This window comes from Comamonas koreensis (assembly GCF_014076495.1).
Lineage (GTDB): Bacteria > Pseudomonadota > Gammaproteobacteria > Burkholderiales > Burkholderiaceae_C > Comamonas > Comamonas squillarum.
The window spans coordinates 390,249-410,055 of record NZ_CP043575.1; the positions used below are offsets into that span (position 1 = coordinate 390,249).

The following is a 19,807-nucleotide window of genomic DNA, read 5'->3' on the forward strand; positions in this document are numbered from 1 at the left end:
CGGGCCTGCATGCCGGGCGAACCCTGAGCCAGCTACATGACCCTTTCGCCAACGATCAGCCCTCCAACACGGGGTAGAGCGACAGCACCAGCAGCGCCGCCATGCACCAGTTGAAGCGCTGCAGCGCCCGGGGTGTGCGCAGCGCGCGGCCCACGGCGCTGCCAAACAAGGTCCAGACGCTGACGCTGGGGTAGTTCACCAGGCCCAGCACCAGCGCGGCAAGCAGCAGGTTGGCGGCATAGCCATCGCGCGGGGTGTAGGTGGCCACAATGCCGATGGCCATGATCCAGGCCTTGGGGTTGACCCACTGGAAGGCAGCGGCCTGCCAAAAGCCAAAAGGTTGCGCAGCCGCCTGCTCGGCACCCGCCTGGCCGGAGCGGGCAATCTTCCAGGCCAGCCACAGCAGGTAGGCGGCGCCCAGGTACTTGAGCCAGGTGTAGAGGCGCGGCTCGCGCTCAAAGGCCACGCCCAGGCCCAGGCCCACCAGCAGCAGCATGGCCACCACCCCGAGGCTGATGCCCAGCATATGCGGCACCGTGCGACGGTAGCCAAAGCTCGCGCCCGAGGCCGTCAGCATCACATTGTTGGGGCCTGGCGTGACCGAGCTGACAAAGGCGAACAGGGCCAGGGGCAACACAAAGGCGGTGGTTTCGGGCAAAACAGACATGGCAAGCTACAGAAAAAAGGAGAAAAGAAAAGCTGCTGCCATGCTAACGCTGCCATGCAGTACAGTACCGGTACACTTTATCTAGCCACTTCAAGAATTGGCCTGCTCTTATGACCCAGACACTTTCGCCCGCTGCCGCTTTCGCCGATACCGATACCGCTGCCCCCAGCCCCAGCGCCCCTCCGCTGGCAGCGGCCGCCTGGGGATGGCAGCCGGTGCGCACCGGCAGCGCCTCCCTGGTCGAGCAGCTGGTGGCGCATTTCAGCGACCGCATCCGCAACCATGGGCTGCGCGCGGGCATGCGCCTGCCGTCGGTGCGGGCGCTGGCCGAGCAGGCGGGGGTGAGCCGCGACACCGTCGTGCAAGCCTATGACCGGCTGGCCGCGCAGGGCCTGGTGCAGTCGCGCCGGGGTGCGGGCTTTTTTGTCTGTGCCCAGCGCGCGCTGGCCGAGGCGGCCGCAGCCCCTGCGGCCAGCCTGGCCCAGGGCGCGGCCTTTGATACCTCCTACCTGCTGCGCGGTATCTTCCGCGAGGATGCCGATGGCTCCGGCCACACCGGCAGCGCCGGCTGCCTGCCGGCCAGCTGGATGGACGAGGGACTGATCAGCGGCGCGTTGCGCGCCATCTTGAAGCAAGGCCTGCGTGCCGAGCGCAGCCTGCTGGGCTATGGCCTGCCCCAGGGCCTGGCGCCGCTGCGCCGCCAGATCGCATCGACCTTGCAGGCGCAAGAAGTGCCGGCCCACCCCGAAACCCAGCTGATGACGGTGAGCGGCGTCACCCACGGGCTGGACCTGATCGTGCGCTGCTTTTTGCAGCCCGGCGACACCGTGCTGGTCGAGGACCCGGGCTGGTTCCTGATCTTTGGCCGCCTCAACACCATGGGGGTCAACGTGGTGGGGGTGCCGCGCCTGCCCGGCGGCCCCGATGTGCAGGCGCTGCAGGCACTGGCCGCGCAGCACCAGCCCAAGCTCTTTATCCTCAACACCGCCGTGCACAACCCCACCGGGCTGAGCCTGTCGGCCGGCGTGGCGCACGAGGTGCTGCGCATTGCCGAGCGGCATGATTTTCTGCTGGTCGAGGACGACACCTATTCCGAGTACCTGGGCAATATGCCCTTGCGCCTGGCCGCCATGGACCGGCTGCAGCGCGTGCTGCTGGTGGGCGGCTATTCCAAAACACTGTCAGGCGGCTTGCGCGTGGGCTATGTGGCCGCGCGCCCCGAGTTCATCCACCAGCTGACCGATCTGAAGCTGCTGGGGGGCCTGACCTCCGCCCTGCCCAGCGAGCAGATCGTGCACCGCATCCTGGCCGATGGCAGCTACCGCAAGCATGTGGACCGGCTGCGCGAGCGGGTGGACAAGGCGCGCCACCGCTGCCTGCGCCAGCTCGAAGCGCTGGGCTGCCACGCGGTGCATGAGCCCGTCGCCGGCACCTTCGCCTGGGTGGACTGCGGCATGGATTCGGAACTGCTGGCGCGCCAGGCCAGCGAGCATGGCCTGCTGCTGGCGCCTGGCGTGCTGTTCTCGCCGCGCCAGGCGCCGTCGAGCTTGCTGCGCATCTCGGTGGCGATGGCCGAGCAGCCGGCTGCCTGGCAGACCTTGGCCTTGCTGCTGGAGCGCCACCGGGGCGCTTGATCAGGCCAGGCATTTGAGGCGACAGCCTTAGCCGCCCGTACGCCCGCGCCCCTCGGTCAGCAGCACCGCGGCCTGCACGCGCGATGACAGGCCCAGCTTGCGCAGAATGTGCTGCACATGGATCTTCACCGTCGTCTCGGCAATGGCCAGGCTGCGCGCAATCTCCTTGTTGCTGGCACCGGCGGCAATTTCGCGCAGGATCTCCAGCTCGCGCGGCGACAGCTGCTCCAGCGGGTCGGCCGGCTCGGGCATGGCCGGCGGCGGCGCAACCGGCTCCAGCGGCCGGTTTTGCAGGGCGCTCACCAGCTTGTCGGTCATCTCCATGCTCACCGTCGATTGGCCGCGCAGCGCGCGCTCGATCGCGGCCACCAGCACCTCGCTGTCGGCCGTCTTGAGCAGGTAGCCCTGGGCGCCGCGCTGCAAGGCCAGCGCCAGCGTGCCCGCGTCTTCGCTGGCGGTGAGCACCAGCACCCGCGCCGCCGGCGCTGCTGCGCGCAGGTCCGGCAACAGATCCACGCCGCTCACGCCCGGCATATGGTGGTCCAGCAGCACCACATCGGGCTGTAGCTGCGCGGCCTGGCGCAGCGCCTCGCCCGCATCGCCGGCCTCGGCCACCACCTGCAGCTGCGACTGGGCGGCCAGCAGCGCGATCACACCGCGCCGAAAGAGCGGGTGGTCGTCCACCACCAGCAGGCGTATCGCGGGGGTAGGCGCTTGCGCTGCCGTCATGCGGGGCTCCTGGAGGTGGCAAAGGTTGCGGCCGTGGGCGGCTGAAAAGTCGGTAGAGGCTGAAGGGGTTGCAGGGGCTGCAAGCGGGGCAGGCTCAGGCGCACGCAGGTGCCGGCCCCGGGGACGGAATGGATCTCCAGGCTGGCACCAATGCCAGCGGCGCGCTCGCGCATGATGCGCAGGCCCACATGGGTTTCATCCAGCGCCAGGGCGGCCTGCGCCATGCCCTGGCCATCGTCGCGCACCTCCACCGCCCACTGCGGGCCTTGCTCCACCTCCACCCACACCTGGCTGGCCTGCGCATGCTTGCGCACGTTGGACAGCGCCTCCTGCACCACATGCAGCACCTGCACCTGCACATCGGGCGGCAGCGCCATGCCTTCGCCGGCAATCTGCAGCTGCGCGGGCAGACCGGTCTGGTGCTCGAACTTGGTCAAGGTGGTGCGCAGCGCAGGCACGATGTCCTCGGCATTGGTACGGGTGCGAAAGTGCAGAAGCAGCTCACGCACATCGGACAGGCTTTCGCGGATGCCGGTATCGAGCTCGCCCAAGGTTGCCTGCACGCGCGCGCCATCCGGGGGCAGCCGCGCCATGTCGCTGCGCAACAGCCCCGCCTGGATCTTCAAGAACGCCAGGCTCTGCGCAATGGAGTCGTGCAGCTCGCGCGCCAGCAGGCCGCGCTCGTCGGCCACCGCCGCTTCGCGCTGCAAGGCGTCGGCGCGCAGGCCCTCCATGCCGCCGGCCAGGTGGCTGGCCAGCGCATCGAGCAGCGCACGGTCATCGGGCGCCAACATGGTGGCTTGGCGAAAGAACAGGTCCACCTCGCCCACCATGCGCTCATGCAGCCGCACCGGCACGCTCAGCACGCTGACAAAGCCCGCCCGCCGGCATTGCCCGGCATCGACCCGGCCGGCCGCTGCCGGCACGCCACGGCGCCAATCCTGCAGCGCCACCAGCTGGGTCTGCGCCTGGGCCTGGGGCTGGCCGCAAACGCAGTCACCGGTGGGCAGGCAGTGCTCGGCATCGACCATCTCCTCGGGCAGCCCTTCGGACGCGAGCAGCACATAGCGGCGGTTGTGCTCGTCCGACCAGCGCAGCGCCACCGCATCGGCCTGCGCCGTCTTGCGCATCTGGGCCGCAAAGCCCTGGGCCAGCACCGGCAGCGCATCGGCGCGCGCCACCAGCGCGGCAGCGTCGTACAGCACCGCCAGGCGGGCGCGTTCGGCCTGCAGGTGTTCGGTCTTTTGCTGCACGCGGCGCTCCAGGCTGGCATACAGGTCCTGCAGGCGCACCGCCATGCGGTTGAAGCCCCGCGCCAGCGCACCAAACTCATCGCCGCCATCGGCGTGCACCCGCACCGACAAATCGCCCGCCTCGACCTGGGCCAGGGCCGTCTGCAGCCGCGCCAGCGGCCCAAACACCAGCAGCTGGGCCGCATACAGCAGCGCCAGCGCGGCAGCAATGGCCAGCGCCATCATCACGAACTGGGCGGTGTTGAGCCAGGTCGTCCAGCGCGCCAGTTGCTGCTCGATGCGGCCGACCAGGTGGTCCACCTCGCCGACAAAGCTCTGCGCCTGCTGGGCCGTGACCTCGGCCTGCACCACATGGCTGCCAGTCACCGGCTGCTGCCAGGCTGCGCGCAGCCGCTGCCAGCGTTGCTGCACAGCTTGCAGGGCGGCACGCGAGGCCTTATCGCGCGGCACCGACAGCGGCCGGGCGGCATCACCCTTTTCCAGCAAGGCCAGGCTGGTGTCGAGCTGGCCGATCAGCAAGGCCAGGCGCTGCGGGCTCGCCTCCGGCAAGGCCTGCGCCAGCTGCCAGGTCTGCATGCGCATGCGCCCCGCTTCGTTCACGGCCGCAGCGCCGCCTTCGAGCGACCAGGTCAGCCGCAAGGTCAGGCCAATCGCGACCAGCGCCATCAGCAGCAGCGCGCAACCAATGGCGCCGATCTTGACGGCCAGCGGCCGCTGGCGTGCTGGCTGCAGTTCCCCTTTCATGGCCCCGCCTCCGGGTAACGCACCCCGCGCCGCTGCGCCATCTCGCGCCCCATGGCGGCTTGCACGGCTGGCTCCAATTGCGCTTGCGCGCTGGGGTAGGCCTGCGTCTCCTCTGCCGCGATATGGCGCGTATAGACCTCGGCAAAATCGGCCCAGCGGCGCCGGGCCGCCACCAGCGCCCCGCCCATCGGTGCATGGCCTGCTTGCACCGCCTGCAGATCCGCCCGTATCGCCGGCCACAGCGCCTCCATCTGCCGGTGCTCGGCCTGCAGCTGGTCTGCCAGCGCGCCCTGCCCCGCCGCCCGCAGTACGGGCAGCACATGCTGCTCTTCATCCTGGTGGTGCAAGGGCGCCGCCAGGTCAAAGTAGCGCTGCACATCGGCCGCCGCATCGCGCGCCTGGCCCTGCGCATCGCCGCCGCCCTGCTCGGCCAGGTAGGCACCCAGGCGGCCCAACAGATCCAGGCTGCGCGCCACCCGGCCGTGGCAGGCCTGCAGCATGCCGAACGGCTCGTCAAAGCCTGCTGTGGGTGGGGTGTTCAGGAGCTGTTTCACAGCCTCCATTTTCGCTGCCCATCGCTGACCGTGCGTTGCGGTGTACGCCAAGCATGATCCAGGTCAAATTTTGCTGACTGACGCAGGCGCACAGTGGTGCGGTACTGCTATATCTTTGCCCTGTTAGCTCTTTATGGCCAAACGTTTTCCTATCCATCCTGCGCATCCGGAGCGGACTTGCTGGGGGTGTGACCGTTATTGCGCTGCGTCGTCCATGGCTTGTGGCAATGGGTCGGAGCGGTCGGCGCATCCGGTGGAGTTGTTTGGGCCCGATTGGGCGGACTGGGATCCTTTGGCTTCTCAGCCTGCTGAGGATGCCGGTCTGCCAGGGCAGTCCTGATGTTTCGGGCGGCGTGCGGATCGTGTGACGGTCGGCATTCCATCGCTCTTGGCCCTGCAGGCTCCTGCTGTGGCCTTCAGGCCTGAGGCCGGTTTTCGCCCGGCAGGCGACTTACTTTCTTGCTCGTGCAAGAAAGTAAGCAAAGAAACACGCCCCTACCGTCTGCGACCCCTTCGCTGCGCTGCGGGGCAACCTGTGGTGTGACGTTTGCGGACTGCGCCGTGGAACTCACTACGCGCTAAAGCGCTCCGTTCAAACAGCCACGGCGAGTCAGTTCACGAAGCATGCGCGCTGGGGCGCGCATGCCAGCCCGCAAACGCCCCACCACAGGCGCATACAGAAGGGGGATGCCGTCACCTCCCATGCCGAGCGCAGCGATGCCAGCTTGGGCTGCTGGGCCCCCTCTTTCCCCTTCTGTCCGTGCCGAGAAGCACAGGCCCAGGGGCGGGCGTGTGCCGAAGGACACACGCCTTCGTCGTCATGCTTGCCGCATCTGTTTGAACGGAGCGCCCTGGCGCGTAGTGAGTTATGCGGCACGTCCCTGGGCCGAGCATCGCAGGTTGCCCCGCAGCGCAGCGAAGGGGACACGGACAGCAGGGGCGCACTTCTTTTGCTTACTTTTCTTGTGCGAGCAAGAAAAGTGAGTCGGCTGCCGGACGAAATCCGGCTTCTGTCCTTCAACAACAGAAGAAGTAGAAACCAGCCGCTGTGGCCAACGCTTCTCCATTAACTCGGCAATACCGTGCGATGGTCGGCCTTCCATCGCTCTTAGCCATGCAGGCTCCTGCTTTGGCCTTCAGGCCGGAGGCCGGTTTTCGCCCGGCAGGCGACTCACTTTCTTGCTCGTGCAAGAAAGTAAGCAAAGAAACACTCCCCTACCGTCTGCGACCCCTTCGCTGCGCTGCGGGGCAACCTGTGGTGTGACGTTTGCGGACTGCGCCGTGGAACTCACTACGCGCTAAAGCGCTCCGTTCAAACAGCCACGGCGAGTCAGTTCACGAAGCATGCGCGCTGGGGCGCGCATGCCAGCCCGCAAACGCCCCACCACAGGCGCATACAGAAGGGGGATGCCGTCACCTCCCATGCCGAGCGCAGCGATGCCAGCTTGGGCTGCTGGGCCCCCTCTTTCCCCTTCTGTCCGTGCCGAGAAGCACAGGCCCAGGGGCGGGCGTGTGCCGAAGGACACACGCTTCGTGAACATGCTTGCCGCATCTGTTTGAACGGAGCGCCCTGGCGCGCAGTGAGTTATGCGGCACGTCCCTGGGCCGAGCATCGCAGGTTGCCCCAGCGCCCCAGGCGCTGGGGACACGGACAGCAGGGGCGCACTTCTTTTGCTTACTTTTCTTGTGCGAGCAAGAAAAGTGAGTCGGCCGCCGGACGACATCCGGCCTCTGTCCTTCGATTAAGCAATAGAGGTAAAACGGAAGCTGAGCCGGTCAGCGGCTCTTAATTGGACATGGACAGAGCGATGGCAACACTCTACGCACCATCGCTCTTGGCCATGCAGACTCCTGCTTTGGCCTTCAGGCCGGAGGCCGGTTTTCGCCCGGCCTCTGTCCTTAAACAAAAAGCAGGCGGTTAACAAAGAGCCGACGGTGAGACATAACCAGGCGGCAATCAAACAAAAGAGCTACTGCACCAAAGGCGTTTCCGCCCCTTCCAAATCCACCCCCACCACCAGCGCCCGCCCAGCCAACAACCGCAAATACTGCGACAACCCCGTCGCAAAACTCTGCTGCCGCAGCTGCTGCAACACAGCGGCCCGCACCTGCTCATAAGGCGGCACGGTGCCCGCCTCGCGCTCCTGCACCTCCACCACATGCAGCCCAAAGCGGCTGTGCACCAGGCGCGGCAACACCCCCACCTCGGCATGGCCGAAAAGCTCGCGGGCGAACTCGGGGGCGCAATCCTCGATGCGCAGCCAGCCCAGCTGGCCACCCTGCGCGCCGCTGGGGCAGTTGCTGCTGGTGCTGGCAGCGGCGGCAAAGCGGTCGCCGGCGGCCTGCTCTTGCGGGGTGGCGCTGCGCACATCCAGCAGGCAGGCCTCGGCGCGCTGGCGCAAGGCGTTGATGTCGACGCCGGGCGTCACCGCAAAGAGCACATGGCGTGCCCGCACGCGCTCGCCCCGGGCGTAGCGGGCTGCGTGGGCTTGGTAGTGGCGGCGGCCGGCGTTGTCGTCGGGCTCGGGCAGTTGCAGCTCGGCGTCCAGCAACTGCTCGATGGCGCTGCCGGCCGCTTCGCTGATGGCGCCGGCGCGGGGCACGGGGTCGTCGGCAGCGAGCAGGCCCTGGGCCTGGGCGGCCTGGCGCAGCAGCTCGGTGCAGGCGCGCTGGCGCAGCTCCAGCGGGTCCAGCAGCTCATCGGCATCGCACAGCGCAATGCCGTTGACCTGGGCAGCGGCCAGCGCATCGCGCGGGGCGCCCAGCGGCGCCTCGATGCGGGGCAGGCTGAGGGCGGCGGGGCTGTCCTGGCAGCTGCAGGCTGCGCTGCCACAGCCACCCGTGGAGGTGTGCAGATCGGCGTTCATGGGCGGCCTCCTGGCTGCTTGTTGGACAGGTTCAGACGGCGCGCACGCACCAGCTGGTAGGGGCGTGCCAGGTAGGCCACGGAGGCGAAGCCGCTCCAGACATGCACCAGGCGGCTGAAGGGGAAGAGCAGGAAGATTGTCATGCCCAGCACCATGTGCACCTTGAACGGCCAGTCCAGCGCCACCAGGCCTGCCGCATCGGGGCGGAAGGTGACGATACGCTGGGCCCAGTCGGCCAGCACCAGCATCGCGTGGGCATCGGCCCGGTGCGAGAACGAGGCGGGCAAGGTGGCCAGGCCCAGCACCAGCTGCACCCACAGGATGATGAGGATGGCCAGATCGGTGCGGTGGCTGGTGCGGCGGATGCGCGGATCGGCAATGCGGCGGTGCAGCAGCAGGCTCAGGCCAATAAAGCAGACCAGGCCGGCGGTGCCGCCGGAGATGATGGCCAGCATCTGCTTTTGCGGCGCGGTGATCAGCCACTCATACATGAAGTGCGGCGTGAGCAAGCCCACCGTGTGGCCGAACAGCAGAAACAGAATGCCGATATGGAACAGGTTGCTGCCCCAGCGCAGCTGGCCGGCGCGCAGCATCTGCGAGGAGTCGCTCTTCCAGGTGTACTGGTCGCGGTCAAAGCGCGCCAGGCTCCCCATCAGAAAGACGGCCAGGCAGATGTAGGGATAGACGTTAAACAGGAAGTTGTGCAATGCAATGGGCATGGCGGTCTCCTCGGGGTTCAGCGGGCCGCGCCAGCGGGTGGCTGGCGCCGCGTGATGTGGATGGGTTGGGCGCTGCCCGGTGCGGCCTGGCCCTGGCTGTTGCAGCCGCCAAAGGCGGCGGGCTCTTCCCAGCTTGCGTCCAGCGGCTCGTCGGCGGGCAGCGGCGCAGCAGGGGTGTCGGCCACCAGCGGCTGGCCGGCCAGATCGAGCACGGCGGACAGCACGGCGGCGTAGTCGCTGTGGCGGCGGCCGAGTGCCGCAGCGATGGACTGCAGGATGTGCGCAAACTCACCGATGAAGGCGCGCGCCTCCAGGGTCGGCTGGGTGGAGGCGAACTCCAGCAGCACCGTCAGGTGGTCGGGCAGCTCGGTGGGGTCGAGCAGCAGGCCGGCCTGCTCATAGGTCTGGACCAGGTCGACCATCGCCGGGCCCCGGTCGCGCGAGTCGCCATGCACATGCTCGAACAGGTGCAGCGCAGTGCCACGGCCCCGGTCAAACAGGTCCACATAGATGGCCTCGGCATCCATGCCTTCGGCCAGCAGGCGGTCCATCAATGCGTCCAGCTCGCTGCGGCGCACATGGCCCAGCGCGTTTTCGGCGTTGAGCGCCGTGTGGATGTCGACCAGGTGGCCGCGCATCGCGGCGTCGGGGTAGCGCAGCAGGTGGGCCAGTGCGCGCAAGGTAAAGCTGATGCTGTCTTTCATGTCGTCTCTCCTCACAGGCTCGCCTGGATCGGGATGGTGCGTTTTTTCTCGCTGCCGAACAGGCTGGTGTCGGTCACGCCTTCGCTGCAACCGTTGCCAAACGAGAAGCCGCAGCCGCCGCGCACATTGAAGGCGTTCTCGGCATATTCGCGGTGCGTGGTGGGGATCACAAAGCGGTCTTCGTAATTGGCAATGGCCATGGTCCGGTACATCTCCTCGGCCTGGGCCACCGTCAGCTCGGCCTGCTGCAGTGCGGCCTCGTTGGGCAGGCCATCGACATGCTTGCCGCGCTGGTAGGCGCGCATGGCCAGCATGCGCTCCAGCGCGCGCACCACCGGCACCGTATCGCCTGCGGTGAGCAGGTTGGCCAGGTACTTGACGGGGATGCGCAGCTGGTTCACATCGGGCAGCTCGCCATTGGCGCTCACATGGCCGGCCTGGGCGGCGGCGGTGATGGGAGACAGCGGCGGCACGTACCAAACCATCGGCAAGGTGCGGTACTCGGGGTGCAACGGCAGGGCCACCTGCCAGTCCACCGCCATCTTGTAGACGGGGCTGCTCCTGGCCGCGATCAGCCAGGCCTCGGGGATGCCATCGGCCCGCGCCTGGGCGATCACTGCCGGGTCGTTGGGGTCGAGGAAGATATCGAGCTGGGCCTGGTACAGGTCCTTGTCCTGGGTGACGCTGGCCGCTGCTTCGATGCGGTCTGCGTCATACAGCAGCACGCCCAGGTAGCGGATGCGGCCCACGCAGGTTTCGGAGCAGACCGTGGGCTGGCCCGCCTCGATGCGTGGGTAGCAGAAGATGCACTTCTCGGCCTTGCCGCTTTTCCAGTTGTAGTAGATCTTCTTGTAGGGGCAGCCCGAGACGCACATGCGCCAGCCCCGGCATTTGTCCTGGTCGATCAGCACAATGCCGTCTTCCTCGCGCTTGTAGATCGAGCCGCTGGGGCAGCTGGCCACGCAGGCGGGGTTGAGGCAGTGCTCGCACAGGCGCGGCAGGTACATCATGAAGGTGTTCTCGAACTGGCCGTAGATGTCCTTTTGCACCTCGTCAAAGTTCACATCCTTGCTGCGCTTGCTGAACTCGCCGCCCAGGATCTCTTCCCAGTTCGGGCCCCAGACGATCTTGTCCATGCGCTGGCCGGTGATCAGGCTGCGCGGCCGGGCCGTGGGCGCTGCCTTCATCTCCTTGGCAGTTTGCAGGTGCTCGTAGTCGAAGGTAAAGGGCTCGTAGTAGTCGTCGATCTCGGGCAGGTTGGGGTTGGCGAAAATCTTCATCAACAGCTGCCATTTGCCGCCCTGGCGCGGCGCGATGGAGCCATCGGCCTTGCGGACCCAGCCGCCATTCCAGCGGTCCTGGTTTTCCCATTCCTTGGGGTAGCCGATGCCGGGTTTGGTCTCGACGTTGTTGAACCAGGCGTACTCGACGCCGGGGCGGTTGGTCCAGACGTTCTTGCAGGTGACGCTGCAGGTATGGCAGCCGATGCATTTGTCCAGGTTCAGGACCATGCCGATTTGTGCGCGAACCTTCATGTTGGGTTCTCCGTGGGGGTTGGTGTGGGGGTCGGTGCGAAAAGCATGACCAGGGCCGATGCGGCCTCCTGGGCATGCACAGCGTGGGGCTCGCCCGCGGCGATGTGGCAAAAGTCACCCGGCGCCATGGCCAGCTGGCGGCCCATGGTCTCGAAGACGAAGCGCCCTTCGATGCACTGGATCACCATGCGCTCTGGCACCTGGTGGCTGTGCAGCGACTGGCCGGCCTGCAGCACCAGGCGGAAGATCTGCAGACCGGGATCGCGCACCAGGGTGTACGAGCGCGCCTCGCCCAGCGCGGCCGCCAGGGGCCGCGCCGAGAAGACGGCGCCAGCAGGGGTGTGGGTCAGTGCCATGGCGGGGACTCCTTCTGCGTGGCGCTCAGGGGTTCTCGCCCTGGGCCTGGTAGGCGGCGGCCAGGTGGTCATCGCGCGGCGTGTCCAGCCAGTCCACCTTGGCCATCTTGCGCACCACGACGAACTCGTCGCGGTTGGTGCCGATGGTGCCGTAGTAGTTGAAGCCGTAGCTGTACTGCGCGTAGCCACCGATCATGTGCGTGGGTTTGAGCACAATCCGCGTGACAGAGTTGTGGATACCGCCGCGCACGCCAGTGATCTCGCTGCCGGGCGTGTTGATGATCTTCTCCTGCGCGTGGTACATCATCACCATGCCGGGTTTGACCCGCTGGCTGACGACCGCCCGCACGGCCACTGCGCCGTTGAGGTTGAACATCTCCATCCAGTCGTTGTCCTCGATGCCGGCGCGCTGGGCGTCCTCCTCGCTGATCCAGGCCACCGGCCCGCCCCGGTTGAGCGTGAGCATCAACAGGTTGTCGGTATAGGTGCTGTGGATGCCCCATTTCTGGTGCGGCGTGATGAAGTTCAGCTGGATCTCGGGGTGGCCATTGGGCTGGATGCCCTGCATGCCGGCCGTGGCCTTCATGTCCACCGGCGGACGGTAGCTGGAGAAGCCCTCGCCAAAGGCCACCATCCAGGGGTGGTCCTGGTAGAACTGCTGGCGGCCGGTGAGGGTGCGCCATGGGATCAGCTCATGCACATTGGTGTAGCCGGCGTTGTAGCTCACGGTCTCGCTCTCGATGCCGCTCCAGGTGGGCGAGCTGATGATCTTGCGCGGCTGCGCCTGGATATCGCGGTAGCGGATCTTCTCGTCCTCGCGGTAGATCGCCAGGTGCTTGTGCGCGCGGCCGGTCACCTTCTCCAGCGCCTCCCAGGCCTTCACCGCCACATGGCCATTGGTCTCGGGGGCCAGCTGCAAAATCGTCTCACAGGCATCGATATCGCTCACGATGCGCGGGCGCCCCTCGGTCACGCCCGGCTCGGTGGTCAGGCCATTCAACTGGCCCAGCTGCTCAACCTCGGTGCCGGTCTGCCAGCCAATGCCCTTGCCGCCATTGCCCAGCTGGTCCATCAGCGGGCCCAGTGCGGTAAAGCGCTTGTAGGTGTTGGGGTAGTCACGCTCCACCACGGTCACCTGCGGCGCGGTCTTGCCGGGGATCAGCGCGCATTCGCCCTTTTTCCACTCGGCCACGCCATAGGGCTGGGCCAGCTCGGCGGGGGTGTCGTGCATCAGCGGGGTCAGCACGGTGTCGCGCTCCACGCCCAGGTGGCCCACGCAGACCTCGCTGAAGGACTGGGCAAAGCCCTTGTAGATCTCCCAGTCCGAGCACGATTCCCAGACCGGATCGACCGCGGCCGACAACGGGTGGATGAAGGGGTGCATGTCGCTGGTGTTGAGGTCGTTCTTCTCGTACCAGCTGGCCGTGGGCAGCACGATGTCCGAGTACAGACAGGTGGTGCTCATGCGGAAGTCCAGGGTGACCAGCAGATCGAGCTTGCCCTGGGGCGCATCGGCATGCCAGGTCACCTCTTCGGGCTTGGCGTCATCGGGGCCCAGGTCCTTGCCCTGCACGCCGTTGTCGGTGCCCAGCAGGTGCTTGCAGAAGTACTCATGGCCCTTGCCGCTGGAGCCCAGCAGGTTGCTGCGCCAGACAAACAGGTTGCGCGGCCAGTTCTCGGGCGCATCGGGGTCTTCGCAGCTCATCGCCAGGCTGCCGCTTTGCAGGCCTTGGGCCACATAGTCGCGCGGCGCCAGGTTGGCGGCATCGGCGGCGGCCGCTATCGACAAGGGGTTGGTCTTGAGCTGCGGCGCGCTGGGCAGCCAACCCATGCGCTCGGCGCGCACGTTGTAATCGATCATGCTGCCGCCGTACTGGCTGCGGTCGGCCAGGGGGCTGACGATCTCTTCAAGGCCGAGCTTCTCGTAGCGCCACTGGTCGGTATGGGCGTAGAAGAAGCTGGTCGAGTTCTGCTGGCGCGGTGGGCGTGCCCAATCGAGCGCAAAGGCGAGCGCCGTCCAGCCGGTCTGCGGGCGCAGCTTTTCCTGGCCCACATAATGCGACCAGCCGCCGCCGCTTTGGCCCACGCAGCCGCAGAGCATCAGCAGGTTGATGACGCCCCGGTAGTTCATGTCGCAGTGGTACCAGTGGTTCATCGCCGCGCCGATGATGACCATGGACTTGCCCTGGGTCTTGTCGGCATTGGCGGCAAACTCGCGCGCCACCAGGGTGATCTGCTCGCGCGGCACGCCAGTGATGCTCTCGGCCCAGGCGGGCGTGTAGGCGGCATCGTCGTCGTAGCTGGCAGCGCCGCTGCCCAGGCCCCGGTTGATGCCGTATTGCGCGGCCTGCAGGTCGAACACGGTGGCCACCAGGGCCTCGTGGTATTCGCCCTCGCTGCACAGGCGCAGGCGCACGGCCGGCACCTTGGCGCGGCTCACATCGCCTTGCTGTTCGTTGGCGGTGAAGTGCGGCGTGGCAATGCCGCCAAAGTAAGGAAAGCCGACATCGACAATCTCATGGGCCTGGCTGCCATCTTCCAGCACCGAGAGCTTGAGGCGGACCTCGTCGCCATGGCGCGCTTCCTTGGACTCCAGGTTCCACTTGCCCGCGTCGCCCCGGCCCTCGGCGCCCCAGCGAAAGCCGATCGAGCCATGGGGCAACACGGCGCGGCCCTGGCTGTCAAAGGCCATGGTCTTCCACTCGGGGTTGTTGTCCTGGCCGAGCTTGCCGTTGAAATCGCTGGCGCGCAGGTAGCGGCCAGGCACCTGCACTACGCTGCCATCGGCCAGGGTCTTGCTCTCGAGCAGCACCAGCATCGGCAGGTCGGTGTAGCGGCGCGCGTAGCCGTCAAAGTAGTCGCTGCGCTTGTCGAAGTAGAACTCCTTGAACGCCACATGGCCCATGGCCATCGCGAGCGCCGCATCGGTGCCCTGCTTGGGGTGCAGCCAGACGTCGGAGAGCTTGGCCACCTCGCTGTAGTCGGGGGTGACGGCCACGGTCTTGGCGCCCTTGTAGCGCACCTCGGTGAAGAAGTGGGCATCGGGCGTGCGCGTCTGCGGCACGTTCGAGCCCCAGGCAATGATGTAGCTGCTGTTGTACCAGTCGGCCGATTCGGGCACATCGGTCTGCTCGCCCCAGACCTGGGGGCTGGCCGGCGGCAGGTCACAGTACCAGTCGTAAAAGCTCATGCAGACGCCACCGATCAGGCTCAGGTAGCGGCTGCCGGCCGCGTAGCTGACCATGCTCATCGCCGGGATCGGCGAGAAGCCAATGATGCGGTCCGGCCCGTGTTGCTTGATGGTGTAGACGTTCGCAGCGGCCACCAGCTGGTTGACCTCGTCCCAGGTCGAGCGCACAAAGCCGCCCAGGCCACGCACCTGCTGGTAGTCGCGGCGCGCGGCATCGTCCTGTGCAATCAGGGCCCAGGCATCGACCGGCGTTTTGGCCACCTGGAGCGCCGCGCGCCAGCGCTCGAGCAAGCGGCCCCGCACCATCGGGTACTTGACCCGGTTGGCGCTGTACAGGTACCAGCTGTAGCTGGCACCCCGGGCGCAGCCACGCGGCTCATGGTTGGGCATGTCCCAGCGCGTGCGCGGGTAGTCGGTCTGCTGGGTTTCCCAGGTGACGATGCCGCCTTTGACATAGATCTTCCAGGAGCAGGAGCCCGTGCAGTTGACGCCATGCGTGCTGCGCACGATCTTGTCATGCGCCCAGCGGGCGCGGTAGGCGTCTTCCCAGGTGCGGTCTTCGCCGGTGGTGCGGCCGTGGCCGCCGGCAAAGCTCTCCTTGGGCAGGCGAAAGTGGGTGAGTCGGTCGAGGAAATGGCTCATAACGGTTCTCTTTCTCGTGGGGTCCAGGCTCTGGGGCCTTTAGCAGGGCATCGCGGCGTTGCGGCGGGCATAGCACCACCAGGTCACCACGGCGCACAGCAGATAGAAGGCAGAAAAGACCCACAGCGCGGCCTCGGGCCCGCCGGTGGATGCGATCGAGCTGCCATAGCTCTTGGGAATGAAAAAGCCGCCATACGCACCCAGTGCGCCGGCAAAGCCGACGGCGGCGGCGCCCAGCACATTGCCTTCCTTGAGGGCGGCGGCCTGCGAGGCCGCATCCTTGCCTGCGCCTTGCGTGGCCAGCTGGTTGAAGATCACGGGGATCATGCGGAAGGTGGAGCCATTGCCGATGCCGGTGGTGACAAACAGCACCAGGAACATCAGAAAAAAGCCGGTGAAGCTGCCCGCTTGCGGCCCCCAGGCCAGCGCATAGCTGCCCGTGCCCTTGGGCAGAAACCACAGCACGCCCAGCACGGCCAGCGCCATCACCAGAAAGTTCCAGAACGTGACCACGCCGCCACCGACCTTGTCGGCCAGCCAGCCACCAAAGGGCCGCACCAGCGCGCCCACCAGCGGGCCCAGCCAGGCGTAGGCCAGCGGATTGACGGCGGGGAACAGGCCCTTGATCAGCAGCGGAAAGCCGGCGGCAAAGCCGATGAAGGAGCCAAAGGTGCCCAGGTAGAGCAGGCACATGATCCAGTTGTGGGGCTGCACAAAGATGGCGGCCTGCGCGGCCACTGAGGCCTTGGCATCGGCCACATCGTTCATCCCGAACCAGGCAACGACCGAGGTCAGCGCAATCCAGGGCACCCAGATGAAGGCAGCGTTCTGCATCCAGACCTCGACCTGCACCCCGCCCTGGGTGATGGTCTGCGGCTCACCGCCAAAGATGCCCAGCAGACCGACGGTGACGACGATGGGGCTCAGGAACTGCACCACCGACACGCCCAGGTTGCCCAGGCCGGCATTGACACCCAGCGCCGAGCCCTTGCGGTCCTTGGGGAAGAAGTAGCTGATGTTGGCCATGCTGGAGCTGAAATTGCCCCCGCCCAGGCCGCACAGCAGCGCCAGGATCAGCATCGTCGGGTAGGGCGTGGCCGGGTCCTGCACGGCCATGCCGATGCCGATCGCCGGGATCAGCAGGCTGGCAGTCGAGATCGCCGTCCAGCGCCGGCCGCCCACCAAAGGCACCATGAAGGAGTAGAAGATGCGCAAGGTGGCGCCCGACAGCGCAGGCGCGGCCGCCAGCCAGAACAGCTGGTTGGTGGAGTACTGAAAGCCCAGGCCCGGCAGGCTGACGGCGACCACGCTCCAGACCTGCCAGACGGCAAAGGCCAGGAACAGCGCCGGCACGGAGATCCACAAATTGAGCTTGGCGATGGCCTCGCCCTCCTTTTCCCAGAAGGCCTTGTCCTCCGGGGTCCAGATCGTCAAGGTGCTGCCGCGGCGCGGCGCAGAGGGGGTGTTGCTTGTCATGGAGAGTCTTTCCAGCAGAAATCGATGGCGGCTGTCACGCCTTGCGGCCCGCAGCGGGGCCCATCACATCGGTGCGGCGCACCTCGGTCCAGTACATCCAGATCAGCGAGACCCAGACCACGCCATAGAGCAGCATGAAAGCGCTGGAGCGCAGGCCCGTCAGATCGAGCAGCAGACCGAACAGGATCGGCAGCACAAAGCCGCCCAGGCCGCCGGCCAGGCCCACGATGCCGCTGATGGCACCGATGTTGTCGGGGTAGTCGTTGCCGATGTACTTGAAGACGCTGGCCTTGCCGAACGCAAAGGCCACGCCCAGCACACCCATCAGCGCGGTGAAGCTGTAGACGTTCAGGCCCAGGTGGAAGGTCTGGGGGCCGTTGACCGTGGCAACGGTGAAATCGGTCTGCGGGTAGCTCAGCAGGAACAGGCAGATCCAGCTCACCCACATCACCCACCAGGTGACCTTGTGGGCGCCGTATTTGTCGGACAGCACACCGCCAATGGCGCGCAGCACGCCGCCGGGCAGCGAAAAGCAGGCCGCGAGCAAGGCGGCGACGCGGATGTCCAGGCCGTACTCGCCCACGTAGTACTGCACCATCCACAGCGCCAGCGCCACATAGCCACCAAAGACGATGCTGTAGTACTGGCAGTACTTGAGCACGCGCGGGTCCTTCAAGGCCTGCAGCTGGTCGACAAAGCGGACGTTGCTGGCCACCAGGTGGCGCGGGTCATGCGCGCTGAACAGCCAGAACAGCACCACGGTGCCCGCCAGAATGGCCGCGTAGACCTGGGGCACCAGCGCCCAGCCGCCCGCCACCAACAGCGCCGGCGCAAGAAACTTGTTGACGGCCGAGCCGGAGTTGCCCGCGCCATAGACGCCCATGGCCATGCCCTGGCGGCTCTTGGGAAACCAGCGCGCCACATAGGGCGTGCCCACCGAGAAAGAGCCACCGGCGAGGCCGACAAACAGGCCGATGACGAGGAACTGCCAGTACTGCGTGGCGTAGGCCATGAGCCAGACGGCCGGCACGGTGACGGCCATCAGCACGGTCATCACGGTGCGGCCGCCAAAGCGGTCCGTCCAGATGCCCAGCGGCACCCGCACCAGCGAGCCCGAGAGCACCGGCATGGCGGTGAGCAGGCCAAACTCGGTCGCGTTCAGGCCCAGTTGCTGCTTGAGCGGGATGCCGATGACGCCGAACATCATCCACACCATGAAGCAGACCGTGAAGGCCAGCGTGCTGACGGCGAGCACGCTCCAGGCCTGGCGCGAGACAGCGGGAGGGGCAGTGGCGGAATCCATGGTGGGGGCAGATGTTGTTGGTCTGCCTCTACTGTGCTGCGCCAGCGCGCAGCGCACCATCCACCGGTTAGCGCATCAGGCCGCGCCGCAAGAACGATGGCCTGCGCCCTGCCATCGTTCTGAAGAACTATGGCGCCGCTTTTCTCGGCAGCGCCTGATGTGCATCAAACCGGCCATGCAGCCTGGCCGGCATGATGCCCGGTTGCTCAGGCCAGATCGACCTGCATGCCCACGGCGCGCAGCTTGTCCACCACCTCATCGATATGCGCCTTGCTGCGGGTCTGCAGCACGATGTCGATCTCGGTGTTTTGCGCGGCCAGCTTGGTGAAGGCGCGCTGGTGGTGCACCTCTTCGATGTTGGCGCCCGCCTCGGCCACGATGGCCGTGATGCGTGCGAGCATGCCGGGCACATCGCGCGAGCTGATGCGCAGGCGCGCGAGCCGGCCCGAGCGCACCATGCCGCGCTGGATGATGGAGGCCAGCAGCAGCGGGTCGATATTGCCGCCCGACAGCACCAGGCCCACCTTCTGGCCGGCAAAGCGCTCGGGGTAGCGCAGCAGCGCCGCCAGCCCCACCGATCCCGCGCCCTCGACCAGGGTCTTTTCAATCTCCAGCAGCATCAGCACCGCCTGCTCGATATCGCTCTCCTCGACCAGCACCAGGTCGTCCACCGTGCGGGCGACGATCTCGCGCGTGATCAGGCCGGCCGTCGCCACCGCAATGCCTTCGGCCATCGTCGAGACGCCGACGGGCAGGTCCTGGTGCTGCACCGCATTGACCATGCTGGGAAAGCGCGAGGTCTGCACACCCACCACCTGGATGCCGGGCTTGACCGCCTTGGCGGCGGTGGCCATGCCGGCAATCAGGCCCCCGCCGCCGACGGCGACCAGCAGGGTGTCCAGGTCGGGCTGGTCTTCGAGCATCTCCAGCGCCAAGGTGCCCTGGCCGGCTGCAATGTCGGCATCGTCAAAGGGGTGCACAAACACCAGCTTCTGGTCCTCGGCCATCGCATAGGCATGGGCGCGGGCCTCTTCCAGCGTGTCGCCATGCAGCACCACCTCGGCACCAAAACTGCGCGTGCGCTCGACCTTGACGCCCGGCGTGAAGCGCGGCATCACGATCACCGCCCGCACACCCAGCTGCTGCGCATGGTAGGCCACGCCCTGGGCATGGTTGCCCGCGCTCATCGCAATCACGCCCCGTGCGCGCTGCTCGGCGTTGAGCTGCATCAGCTTGTTGCAGGCACCGCGCTCCTTGAAGGCCGCCGTGAACTGCAGGTTCTCGAACTTGAGGTAGACCTTGGCGCCCACGATCTGGGACAGGGTGTGGGAGTACAGGCACGGCGTGCGCTCGACCTTGCCTTGGATGCGCTGGGCGGCGTCGCGGATGTCTTGAATGCTGAGCATGGGATGACTCGCTGGAGGGTGGGCCGCC

The 19,807-nt window shown here is 66.9% G+C and carries 15 protein-coding genes; 2 read left to right on the forward strand and 13 right to left on the reverse strand.

Annotation, left to right across the window (positions count from 1 at the left end):
• Positions 1–55: 55 nt before the first annotated feature.
• On the reverse strand, positions 56–667 hold the full coding sequence (locus F0Q04_RS01895) for a LysE family translocator (RefSeq protein ID WP_182344174.1): 612 nt from the start codon (positions 665–667) through the stop codon (positions 56–58).
• Positions 668–777: 110 nt separating this feature from the next.
• On the opposite strand from F0Q04_RS01895, the gene F0Q04_RS01900 reads away from it, so the two are divergent.
• Positions 778–2,301: a PLP-dependent aminotransferase family protein gene (locus tag F0Q04_RS01900; RefSeq protein ID WP_182344177.1), complete on the forward strand. Its 1,524-nt coding sequence runs from the start codon at positions 778–780 to the stop codon at positions 2,299–2,301.
• A gap of 27 nt (positions 2,302–2,328) precedes the next feature.
• Here the strand turns inward: F0Q04_RS01900 and F0Q04_RS01905 are convergent, their stop codons facing one another.
• Genes F0Q04_RS01905 through F0Q04_RS01915 form a run of 3 tightly spaced genes read right to left on the reverse strand, consistent with a single transcriptional unit; the run spans position 2,329 to position 5,581 of the window.
• Positions 2,329–3,030, reverse strand: coding sequence for a response regulator (locus F0Q04_RS01905; protein WP_182344179.1), 702 nt, complete (start codon positions 3,028–3,030; stop codon positions 2,329–2,331).
• Positions 3,027–5,027, reverse strand: a complete 2,001-nt coding sequence (locus F0Q04_RS01910; protein WP_182344181.1) for a type IV pili methyl-accepting chemotaxis transducer N-terminal domain-containing protein — start codon at positions 5,025–5,027, stop codon at positions 3,027–3,029. Before F0Q04_RS01910 ends, F0Q04_RS01905 begins: the two co-directional genes overlap by 4 nt.
• Positions 5,024–5,581: a hemerythrin domain-containing protein gene (locus tag F0Q04_RS01915; protein ID WP_232539481.1), complete on the reverse strand. Its 558-nt coding sequence runs from the start codon at positions 5,579–5,581 to the stop codon at positions 5,024–5,026. The genes F0Q04_RS01910 and F0Q04_RS01915 overlap by 4 nt, the downstream gene beginning before the upstream one ends.
• A 133-nt stretch (positions 5,582–5,714) precedes the next feature.
• Between F0Q04_RS01915 and F0Q04_RS01920 the strand changes: the two genes are divergently transcribed.
• The gene (locus F0Q04_RS01920) at positions 5,715–5,921 is read left to right on the forward strand and encodes a DUF3079 domain-containing protein (RefSeq protein ID WP_116927628.1); all 207 of its coding nucleotides are present in this window, start codon (positions 5,715–5,717) and stop codon (positions 5,919–5,921) included.
• A 1,630-nt stretch (positions 5,922–7,551) separates the two neighbouring features.
• Here the strand turns inward: F0Q04_RS01920 and F0Q04_RS01925 are convergent.
• The 9 genes from F0Q04_RS01925 to F0Q04_RS01965 form a co-directional block, all read right to left on the reverse strand.
• On the reverse strand, positions 7,552–8,448 hold the full coding sequence (locus tag F0Q04_RS01925; protein WP_182344185.1) for a peptidylprolyl isomerase: 897 nt from the start codon (positions 8,446–8,448) through the stop codon (positions 7,552–7,554).
• Positions 8,445–9,167 carry a respiratory nitrate reductase subunit gamma gene (gene narI, locus F0Q04_RS01930; protein WP_116927489.1) on the reverse strand — a complete coding sequence of 241 codons (723 nt, stop codon included), beginning with the start codon at positions 9,165–9,167 and terminating at the stop codon, positions 8,445–8,447. Before narI ends, F0Q04_RS01925 begins: the two co-directional genes overlap by 4 nt.
• A 17-nt stretch (positions 9,168–9,184) precedes the next feature.
• The gene (narJ, locus tag F0Q04_RS01935; RefSeq protein ID WP_182344187.1) at positions 9,185–9,871 is read right to left on the reverse strand and encodes a nitrate reductase molybdenum cofactor assembly chaperone; all 687 of its coding nucleotides are present in this window, start codon (positions 9,869–9,871) and stop codon (positions 9,185–9,187) included.
• 11 nt (positions 9,872–9,882) lie between these two features.
• On the reverse strand, positions 9,883–11,406 hold the full coding sequence (gene narH / locus F0Q04_RS01940; RefSeq protein ID WP_116927488.1) for a nitrate reductase subunit beta: 1,524 nt from the start codon (positions 11,404–11,406) through the stop codon (positions 9,883–9,885).
• Entirely contained in the window at positions 11,403–11,762 is a 360-nt protein-coding gene (locus F0Q04_RS01945) for a cupin domain-containing protein (protein WP_165841242.1), read from the reverse strand. The genes narH and F0Q04_RS01945 overlap by 4 nt, the downstream gene beginning before the upstream one ends.
• A gap of 25 nt (positions 11,763–11,787) precedes the next feature.
• Positions 11,788–15,594: a nitrate reductase subunit alpha gene (locus tag F0Q04_RS01950; protein ID WP_182344189.1), complete on the reverse strand. Its 3,807-nt coding sequence runs from the start codon at positions 15,592–15,594 to the stop codon at positions 11,788–11,790.
• A 39-nt stretch (positions 15,595–15,633) separates the two neighbouring features.
• Positions 15,634–17,070 (reverse strand): MFS transporter, encoded by a 1,437-nt coding sequence (locus F0Q04_RS01955; protein WP_116927485.1) that lies wholly within the window; start codon positions 17,068–17,070, stop codon positions 15,634–15,636.
• A gap of 34 nt (positions 17,071–17,104) precedes the next feature.
• On the reverse strand, positions 17,105–18,373 hold the full coding sequence (locus F0Q04_RS01960; RefSeq protein WP_182344191.1) for an MFS transporter: 1,269 nt from the start codon (positions 18,371–18,373) through the stop codon (positions 17,105–17,107).
• 206 nt (positions 18,374–18,579) lie between these two features.
• Positions 18,580–19,779, reverse strand: coding sequence for a threonine ammonia-lyase (locus tag F0Q04_RS01965; RefSeq protein WP_116927483.1), 1,200 nt, complete (start codon positions 19,777–19,779; stop codon positions 18,580–18,582).
• Positions 19,780–19,807: the final 28 nt, after the last annotated feature.